Source organism: Pseudodonghicola xiamenensis DSM 18339 (assembly GCF_000429365.1).
In the GTDB taxonomy this organism is placed as follows: domain Bacteria; phylum Pseudomonadota; class Alphaproteobacteria; order Rhodobacterales; family Rhodobacteraceae; genus Pseudodonghicola; species Pseudodonghicola xiamenensis.
In genome coordinates, this window is record NZ_AUBS01000063.1 from 1 (window position 1) to 9,154 (window position 9,154).

General features: G+C 61.8%; 10 protein-coding genes and 1 pseudogene. 3 read left to right on the forward strand and 8 right to left on the reverse strand.

The features are described from left to right. Positions 1-222, forward strand: a 222-nt coding sequence (locus G455_RS0121555) for an integrase core domain-containing protein (protein WP_028095530.1), incomplete at its 5' end; no start/stop codon positions are given. A 76-nt stretch (positions 223-298) separates the two neighbouring features. Then, on the forward strand, positions 299-991 hold the full coding sequence (locus tag G455_RS25095) for an IS110 family RNA-guided transposase (RefSeq protein ID WP_240474637.1): 693 nt from the start codon (positions 299-301) through the stop codon (positions 989-991). 387 nt (positions 992-1,378) lie between these two features. Here the strand turns inward: G455_RS25095 and G455_RS0121565 are convergent, their stop codons facing one another. The 6 genes from G455_RS0121565 to G455_RS0121590 are packed head-to-tail and all read right to left on the reverse strand — an operon-like array spanning position 1,379 to position 7,303. Further along, entirely contained in the window at positions 1,379-2,122 is a 744-nt protein-coding gene (locus tag G455_RS0121565) for an HAD-IIA family hydrolase (protein ID WP_051312681.1), read from the reverse strand. Next, positions 2,122-2,973: a phosphodiesterase gene (locus tag G455_RS0121570; RefSeq protein WP_028095532.1), complete on the reverse strand. Its 852-nt coding sequence runs from the start codon at positions 2,971-2,973 to the stop codon at positions 2,122-2,124. The genes G455_RS0121565 and G455_RS0121570 overlap by 1 nt, the downstream gene beginning before the upstream one ends. 59 nt (positions 2,974-3,032) lie before the next feature. Beyond that, complete coding sequence (locus tag G455_RS0121575; RefSeq protein WP_028095533.1) at positions 3,033-4,274, reverse strand: ABC transporter substrate-binding protein; 1,242 nt, start codon at positions 4,272-4,274, stop codon at positions 3,033-3,035. A 32-nt stretch (positions 4,275-4,306) separates the two neighbouring features. Then, complete coding sequence (locus tag G455_RS0121580) at positions 4,307-5,200, reverse strand: carbohydrate ABC transporter permease (RefSeq protein ID WP_028095534.1); 894 nt, start codon at positions 5,198-5,200, stop codon at positions 4,307-4,309. After that, positions 5,197-6,168: a carbohydrate ABC transporter permease gene (locus G455_RS0121585; RefSeq protein WP_051312682.1), complete on the reverse strand. Its 972-nt coding sequence runs from the start codon at positions 6,166-6,168 to the stop codon at positions 5,197-5,199. Before G455_RS0121585 ends, G455_RS0121580 begins: the two co-directional genes overlap by 4 nt. Further along, complete coding sequence (locus tag G455_RS0121590) at positions 6,161-7,303, reverse strand: ABC transporter ATP-binding protein (RefSeq protein ID WP_028095536.1); 1,143 nt, start codon at positions 7,301-7,303, stop codon at positions 6,161-6,163. The genes G455_RS0121585 and G455_RS0121590 overlap by 8 nt, the downstream gene beginning before the upstream one ends. Before the next feature lie 89 nt (positions 7,304-7,392). Here G455_RS0121590 and G455_RS25100 point away from each other — a divergent pair, with 89 nt between their 5' ends. Next, positions 7,393-8,298, forward strand: a complete 906-nt coding sequence (locus tag G455_RS25100; RefSeq protein WP_051312683.1) for a LysR family transcriptional regulator — start codon at positions 7,393-7,395, stop codon at positions 8,296-8,298. Between the two features lie 110 nt (positions 8,299-8,408). Here the strand turns inward: G455_RS25100 and G455_RS26245 are convergent. Next, a pseudogene (locus G455_RS26245) lies at positions 8,409-8,801 on the reverse strand (transposase); the annotation flags it as partial. A 16-nt stretch (positions 8,802-8,817) separates the two neighbouring features. Beyond that, on the reverse strand, positions 8,818-9,154 hold a 337-nt coding region (locus tag G455_RS0121605), incomplete at its 5' end, for an IS5/IS1182 family transposase (protein ID WP_028095538.1).

The following is a 9,154-nucleotide window of genomic DNA, read 5'->3' on the forward strand; positions in this document are numbered from 1 at the left end:
CGCATCCTACTGGAGAACTACTTCCTGCCCGGCGACCTCGAGGCCCAGATCGAGGCCTTCGTCGAGCACTACAATCACCAGCGCTACCACGAGAGCCTGGCCAACGTGACCCCTGCCGACGCCTACTTCGGAAGGGCGCCGGGCATCATCAAACAGCGCGAAAGGATCAAGCGACAGACCATCGAATATCGGCGCTTGCAGCACCGCAAGCTCGCCGCCTAACATCAATCCCCAGACGAAGCCCGCACTCCGCTAATCTACGCCGCGAAGTGTGCCAAATGTTCTGACGACGGACAACATGAAGAGCCGGGAGGCACATGGGATTCGAGCCTTTCTGAGCACGCGGAAGGCTTTGCTGAGCAAGACCATCGATCTGACCAAAGAAGTGCGTGGCTTGTTGAAGATATTCGGCGTTCGGCTGCCGAAAACGGTGAAGCATGGCAGCTTTGACGGTGTGGTCCGGCCGATGATTGAGATGGACGAGGTGCTGGCCCATGCCATGCTGCCGCTGCTCGACGCCCGGTTGGTTCTGTATCAGCACTTTCTGGAGCTCGACCGACGGGTCAAACGCGCCGCCAGTCGGGATGAGGTCTGCATGCGCATGATGACTGTGCCCGGGGTCGGCCCGATCGCGGCTTTGACTTTCAAGGCGGCGGTCGATGACCCTGCGCGGTTCAAACGATCTCGCACCGTGGCCGCCCACTTTGGTCTAACGCCCCGACGATACCAGTCTGGTGAGCACGACAATCCTGGCCGTATATCGAAAGCCGGGGATCGAGACGTGAGGGCGACGCTCTACGCCGCCGCCAATGCCTTGCTCATGCGAACCATGGCCGGGTCGCAGATCAAGTCCTGGGGCATGCGCTTGATGCGCACCAAAGGACGCCGCCGTGCGGTTGTGGCTGTTGCGCGCAAACTGGCCGTCCTGCTTCACCGTATGTGGGTGGACGGCACTGAGTTCCGTTCAGAAAAGGTAGAGGGCATGGCATGATCTAAACGCCCGACACCAATCTGAACGGGATCGTCCTCACCGGACGAGGTTCGTGCCCTCTCGGCGGTATCGCTATGCGATGCGCCTGCCGGGTAATAGATGAAGCCGAAAATGTCTGCTGCGCCTCGAAAGCGCGTCTCAAAGCGAGGCTCTCCACAACCAATCCGACACATTCGTGCAGCGATGCCCCACGCGGCATCAAACCGACTGCGAAGAGAAGCGTGACCCGGATGAGTGACAATGGTCCCAACCAGTAGGGAAAACGAGCTTGACCCAAACACCCAATTAGAGAAGGAGACATTTTTCAACGAGCCAGATTCTGCAGCGTAGCGTCACCAGACCGGCCATTCGCTCCCCTTCAAAAAGGTCGTTTCTGACACTGAATGATCAAGCCCCTGATCTTACCCAATTATCGAGAAACCACTGCAAACCACTCCCTATGCCGATATGAGGACCGACAAGCGCAAAATCAAAGCCAAGGCGCGCCGCACCTTCGGCATCCGTGCGCGGGTTGTCTCCGATCGCCAGCACGCGCCCCACACCCTCTTTGAAACGCGTCAGGGCATTCCGATAAAGCCCGGGTTCCGGCTTGCCGATGATGACATAAGGCAGTTCCGGATGAACACTCAGGATCGCGGACAGCAGGCTTCCGGTTTCCGGCACGGGCGTCCCGTCGGGGCCCGGATGGCTGACGTCCGGATTGGCCACCACGAGCTGTGCCCCCGAGGCGATGAGACCCAGGGTTTCCCGAAGCTGGGCATAGCCATATGTCTCGTCCCGGGTCAGTACCACATGGGTCGGCGCCTCGCGCGTCAGGGTCAGTCCAAGCCTGTGTGCATAGTCTCGCAGGGCCTCAGAGCCATAAAGGCAAATCCGGGCGTCTGAAAACCCGGCCAGATGATCGAGCGCTGCGGTTCCTGCAAGCACGATCCGTTCAGGGGGCACGCATAGCCCCATCGCCTGCAACCGCCTCGAAAGAGTCTCCGGCGTATCGGTGGAATTGTTGCTGAGGATGACAAGCCTGTCCCCCGCTGCATCGAGCACGTCTTTCGCCCCCGGCAAAACCGTGGTCCCGGAAATCAGGCACCCATCAAGATCACAGAGGATCGCGTCATAGTCGTCGAGCCGCATCAATAGCGCTCCAGATCCTGCGGGTGGGCCACGGCGGCGGCCTCGGGGCTCTCGAGATCGAACACCGGCCCGTCATAGGCAAAGGAACAGTCGTGAATCAGGACATCCCCATCCTTGACCGTCACATAGGCCAGATCCGGGGCCTCGATCGCCCCCATGATCCGCCCCGGCTGGTCGAATTCGTGATGCACCTGATGCATCAGCGCGCGCTGGATGTGATAGGGAATACCCTGCCACAGCCCGATGATCGGGCGATGCACATGGCCCATGAAAAGATAGTCAGGCTTGCGGCCCGCGCATTCGAAGACCGCCAGCTCCGCCGCCGCATCACATAGCCGGATCGCGTCCATCGGCGGAATCGACAGCTCCATCGGCGGATGGTGTTGGAACAGAAGAACCGGACGGTCGGTCGGGGCCTCGCTCAATGCGGTTTCGAGAAACGCGAGCCGCCTGTCACACAGACGTCCGTGATGTCCCGGCTCGCCTTCGGCCAGCGTGTCGAGCGTGATCAGGCTGGCCTGCTCGAACACATGCAGCCCCTGCACGAACCCACCGACGTCATCCGCCTCCGGGAAAGTGGCGCGGAACGGCGCTCGGGCGTCGTGATTGCCGAGCATGAGGATCACCGGGAGGCGGAGTGCGGCCAGTTCATCGCGCAGGCTTTCATAGGCCGCAAGCTCGGCGCGGTCAGTGAGATCGCCACAGATCAGCAGAAAATCGACCTGTGGCAACGTGTCGAGGAAAGCCAGCGCCCGGCGCAGGCTCTCGCGCGGATCGAAACCGTAAATCGTCTGGCCCGCGGGCACAAAATGCAAATCCGTCAGGACGGCGAAGCGGAGGGGTGTGGTCATAGGAAATCCTTTAGAAAACCGGCGCAGCACGGAGCGGGCGCTGCGCCGATATGATGGGGTCAGCGCGGCAAAAGCGCGTTGACCTCGTCGACCATTTCGTCGCGCAGCTCTTCCATATCGTCGGCATCGCCCACGAGGATGGCCTCCAAACTGTCCTCAATCACCTGCGTCACCGCCAGACCGTTGTCACCCGGATAGGCGAACCATTCGGACAACAGCGGAAGCTGGTTCACGGCGGTCAGCTTGTTGGGGTTCTCGGCATAGAAATTATCCATCAGCAGCGCGTTCGCCACCTTGTTCGGCGGCACATAGCCGGTGGTCAATGCCACGGCTGCGGCGCCTTCGCCGGAGGTGGTGAACTTGATGAACTGCCATGCGGCCTCAAGCACTTCCGGGTCGTCCGAGCCCGACGTCAACATGGCGGAATTGCCGCCCGCGGGCAGCGCTTTCGGTGCGCCATCAATGCCCGGATAGGGCGCGGTGACAAAGTTCCAGTCGCCAAGTTTTGAGCGATCCACAAAGCCGACATAGGCGGTGGAGCTGAAGAACATGCCCAGATCGCCCGCCGCGAATTGTTTCGAGGCATCGCCGCCCGACACCGGCTTCATCGCGCAGTCCTGGAAGATCGACTTGGCGGTCTCAAGCGCACGGACGCCCTCCGGGTTGTCCATGTTGAGCTTGCCACCCTTGATCGTCGGCACGCCCTGCGACCACATCGCCGCCTGCAACAGCCAGTTGCCGGAAATGTCCCAATGCCAGAAGATCGCATCGTGATCGCCCTTGGCATTGATCGCCCGGCAGGCCTCGACAACCTCGTCCCATGTGGTCGGGATGGTCTCGACACCGGCGGCGCGCAGGATGTCCATGTTGTAGAACCCGATGGGCGTAGAGACCGAAAACGGCAGGCCGTAGATCTGCCCGTCGAAAGTGGAAAGGTCGAGCATCGCCTTGTGATAGCCTGCGGTTTCGAACCCGTCTTCCTCGGCGATATAGGGATCGAGCGGCTTGGCGATCCCGCGTTCGACCAGCAGCGCCTGACGGTTCAGGGCCTGAAAGGACACGTCGGGCAGCGTGTCGGCCACGGCCTCGCGCAGGATGGTGTTGGTGGCGTCTTCGTAATCCTCATAGGTCGCGCGGAAGGTGACATGAATGTCGGGGTGCGCGGTCTCGAAGGCCTCCATGATCCGCTCGAAGGTCGGATCGAAGACAGAGGAATAGGCATAGGCCACCTCGATATCGACCGCATAAGCAGCCGGAGCAAGAAGCGTGGCGGAGGCCGCCAACGGCAGAAGGTATTTCATCGGATCAGTCCTTTTGAGGAGAGGAAGGGCAGTTATTTCATGCCGGTCAGCGTGATGCCGTCGATGAAGCGACGCTGGGCAAGGAGGAAGGCCACGACGAGCGGCGTGACGATCACCGTGGCGGTGGCCATCATCGGCCCGTAGAAATCGCCATCGAGATCGCCCTTGAACTCGCGCAGACCAAGCGGCGGTGTGAACAGGTTGCGATCTCCGGTCAGGACGATGCGCGGCCAGAAATAGTCGTTCCAATGCGCCACGACCGAGAAGATCGCAAAGGCCAGAAGCGCCGGGATCGCAGTCGGCAACATGACGCGCCAGATGATCGCGAATTCGCCCATGCCGTCCATGCGCGCGGCGTCGATCAGATCATCGGGCACGGTCATGAAGAACTGCCGCATCAGAAAGATACCAAAGGCCGAGACGATCCACGGCAGGATGAGCGCGGCATAGCTGTTGGTCAGGCCGAGTTTGGCGAGCATGAGATAGAGCGGCAGGGCAATGGCATGCACCGGGATCAGCAGGCAGAAGAGCACGAGACCAAAGGCCGCATCCCGCCCCCAGAACCTGAGCTTCGCCAGCGCATAGGCCGCAGGCACGGCGATCAATGTTTGCAGCACAAAGATCGAGGCGGTGACAATCACGCCATTGAGCAGGTAGCGCCAGAGCGGGGCTGCGGCAAACGCCTGATGGTAATTGTCGACCAAAGGCCGGGTGAGACAATCTTGTTCAGAACCGCCGAGGTTCACGCAGCTTTGGTCCAGCACCAGCTCCTGCGCGCCGAACAGGCCGCCGGTGCCGGAGGCGATCTCGGCAGAGGATTTGAACGAGGTGGTGAGCATCACGTAAAACGGCAGCAGCACGATCACGGCACCGAGGATCAGCACGAGATGGGCCAGCGTCTGGCGGGTGGAGAAGCGATTGGTCATTGGTAATGCACCTTGCGTTCGACAAAGCGGCGCTGCGCCACAGAGATCAGCATGACGAAGCCGAGGAACAGCATGGTGATCGCCGCACCGAGCCCCACGAGGTTCTGGGCGATGCCCTTTTCGTAAATGGCGTAGATCATCACATAGGTGGATTTCGCCGGACCACCGTGGGTCAGCGCCTCGATCGTGTCGAAGACCTGAAACGAGCGGATCGTGGTGATGGTCAAGACAAAGACCGTCGTCGGTCCCAGCATTGGCCATGTGATCAGACGAAACCGTTCCCAGCCGGACCGCACCCCGTCCATCTCCGCCGCGCCGTAAAGGTCGCGCGGCACGGCGGTCAGCCCCGCCAGATAGAGCACCATGTTGAAACCGAAGCTTTGCCAGATGCCGATGAAGGCCAGCGTCCAGAGCGCATAATCGCGATCCCCGAGCCAAAGCGGGAAACCGTCGGCACAACTGCGCGCATACCAAGGCCAAAGCTCCAGCGGACTACCACAGCCAAGCGCCAAGGTGCGGTTGACGATGCCGAGCGTCGGGTGCAGCGCGAATTCCCAGACGATGGCCATGGCGAGCAAAGAGGCCATGACGGGCAGAAAATAGACTGTCTTGTAGAGGCTCTGACCAATCTTGAGCGAGCGGATCAGAAGCGCCGCGCCCAGGCCCAGCCCGACAGAGACCGGCACGGTGATCACCACATAAAGCACCGTGGCGACGATCATCTTGCGATAACTCGAGCGGGTGAAGATATCGGCGTAATTCTCGAACCCGACCCAAGTGAGCCTATCCCGCCCCAGCGTGTAATCGGAAAAGGACAGCACGAAGGCGACCGCCACCGGCAGGATCAGGATGACGATCAGAAGGATCACAGCGGGCGAGACCAGAATGGCCCCAGCGCGGGCCTGGCGGGCCTCCGGTCTGGCGCTACGCCGAGAGGACGTGAGCGGCGTTGTCAGAATCTCAGACATGGGCAGGCACCTCCGCCCGCAGAAGCGGCGCCGCCTTGCCGCCCGCGTCAAATCCGACGATCCGGTCGCTGTCCACGCGCAAATGCATGAGATCGCCCGGACGCACCCTGCCCCGCGCGGATGGCGGCAGGCGCAACGTCACCGGGCGCAGCATACCGGGCACATCGAGTTGCACGAACAGATCGGACCCAAGGTTCTCGATCAGCCGCACCCGTCCCGACAAAAGTTCACCGTCATCGCAAGGCATCAAGGCTTCGGGCCGCACGCCGAGATGTTCGATCCGTGCGCTCCCGGCACGAAATCCCGTTTGCGCCCCGTAGAGCCGGATCACGCCGGCCTCGTCCGTCTCCACCGGCAGGATATTGATCGCGGGGGAACCGATGAATTGCGCGACACGAATGTCGGCGGGGTGGTCGTAAAGCGCATCCGGCGTGCCGACCTGCAACAGCTCGCCCTCCATCATCACCGCGATCCGGTCGGACATGGTCATGGCCTCGGCCTGATCGTGGGTGACATAGACGAAGGTGGCGCCAAGGCGGCGGTTGAGCTGGGCGATTTCGGCGCGCATATGCACCCGCATTTTCGCATCGAGGTTGGACAAAGGCTCATCGAGCAGAAAGGCCGCAGGTTCGCGCACCAAGGCCCGCCCGACGGCCACGCGTTGACGTTGCCCTCCTGAAAGCTGTCCGGGCTTGCGGTCGAGAAGATGCGCGATGTCGAGCATCTCTGCGGCCTCGCGCACCGTGGTCGCAATCTCCCGGCGTAGAGCGCGGCTGCCCGGCAGGAACGACCCGATCCCAGGCAAACGCTGCGCCCCCGAAAGCCGCCGCATGGTGAGCGGCACGGCGATGTTTTCGGCGACGGTCAAATGCGGGTAAAGCGCGTAGCTCTGAAACACCATCGCCAGATCGCGATCCGCAGCGCGCAGCCCGTCGACCAGGCGCCCGCCGATCGACACCGTGCCGGAACTCTGGGTCTCGAGGCCCGCGAGGATGCGCAGCAGCGTGGACTTGCCGCAGCCCGACGGTCCCACCAGCGACAGGAACTCACCATCGGCAATGTCGAGACTCACCCCCTTGAGCACATCGGTGCCGGCAAAGGATTTCTCGATTTCGTGGAGCTGGACGGTTGCCATAGGGGCCTCTCAAACATCGTTCGAGGCGCGTCATAGGAAGTTTCTGCGACAGTCATGTTACAGTTACAGGCATCCCCTATAGCGCCCGCATGAAAACCCTGTCTCCGAAAGAAGTCCTGTCCGCCCTGACCTTCTCCCGCCTGCGCGCGCTCAATGCCGTGATGGAAACCGGAAGCTTTTCCGCCGCTGCCCGCCGGATGACCGTGTCGCAAGCCACGGTGAGCCAACAGATCCGCGATCTGGAACGCGCCTTGGGCACGGTTCTGTTCAAACGCGCCGCGAATGACATGGTGCCGTCGGGGCTCTGCCAACAGATTTATCCGCTGTCACGCGAGATCGAGGGTGGAGGTTCAAAAATCGCCGAACTCCTAAGCCAGCATCAAAGCATGGAGGTCGGGGAACTGCGCGTGGGGCTCGGAAATCCGCTGCCCGGCATGGCGCTGATCCGCAGGTTCCGTGATATGTTTCCAGGGGTCGAGGTTAAGATCGAAATGGGCAGTTGGGGGCGAATCGTCGAAGCCGTTGGTGAAGGCCGTGTCGATGTGGGCGTCTTGCCCGAGCCGCCTGAACAGGCCCGATTTCAACGCCGCAAAGTCCAAAGCCAAAGCGTTGTTGCGATTGTACCGCCCACACATCCGCTGGCGTCCCGCACGATGATCACCTGTGCCGAACTGGTCTGCGAACGGCTGATCTTCCGCACCTCCGGATCCTCGAGCCAGAGGGTAGTGGATGACGCCTTTCGCAGTGCCGGCATCGCCCCACGCGCCTCGATCGTGATGGACACGCGCGACGGAGTGCTCGATGCGGTGACGCAGGAGCTCGGAGTCGGCTTCATGTGGAGCAAGGGCACCAGCCGCCCTGCCGATCTCGTTCAGATACCCTGCCAAGAAATGCACCGGGAACGGGACGATTACCTCTTTTCCTTGAGTGGAATGTTCGCCCCACTGACGACGGCTTTTATGGCCTTGGACGTTTCGTCCCAGGACAGTTCTTAACGGCCAAGGCTGTGTGGAAACTCGGGTGCCTGAGGCCGGCCGTGCGATTTCGAGGTGAATTCGTGATGCTGGCGGTCGATGCGCGAAATCGAAGGCTTGGCTCTCCCGGATCAGCCGGGGATCACGGCCATCAGGCCCCGGACACCGACCAGCGCGATCATTCGTTTGATGTTATAGGCCAGGACGTTCAACACCATCTCCGTGCGGACGTTTCTCAACCGGCGGGTCAGGAAATGGGTCGCGCCCATCCAGGCCTTGATTGTGCCGAACGGATGCTCGACCGTGCAGCGCCGCAAGGTCATAGGGTCTTCGGCCCCGCTTAGTCGGTCACGCATGTCATCGACCAGATGCTCATGCTCCCAGCGGGCGATGCGGCGCTCCTTGCCTGTGGTACAGCGGCTCCGGACGGGGCAGTCGCGGCATTCGCCTGTCCAGTAGCGCCGGACCTGCAGGCCGCCCTCCTCTCGGGTGCAGCGTTAGGTCAGTTCTTCCCCGGCCGGACAACGCTAGGCTCAGGACTCATAACCAGAACATCACAGTTGCGGCGAGAGCGACGGCGGAGAGGAAGACCTTCGGGCATCTGTCGTAGCGGGTCGCCACGCGTCGCCAGTCCTTGAGCCTGCCGAACATGATCTCGTATCGCTGCCCGGCAGTGCATTGCGGAGCAATGTCACGAGAGGGGCGGTTGCGGCGTTTGTAGCGACGCTTGTCGTATTTGATGGGGCTCCTGCGCGCCTTGCGGCCAGGAATACAGGCCCTGATCCCCTTGTCCTGCAAGGCTTCGCGGAACCAATCGGCGTCATAGCCTCGGTCAGCAAGTAGCCACTGCGCAGCTGGCAGGCCGCCCAGAAGGGCT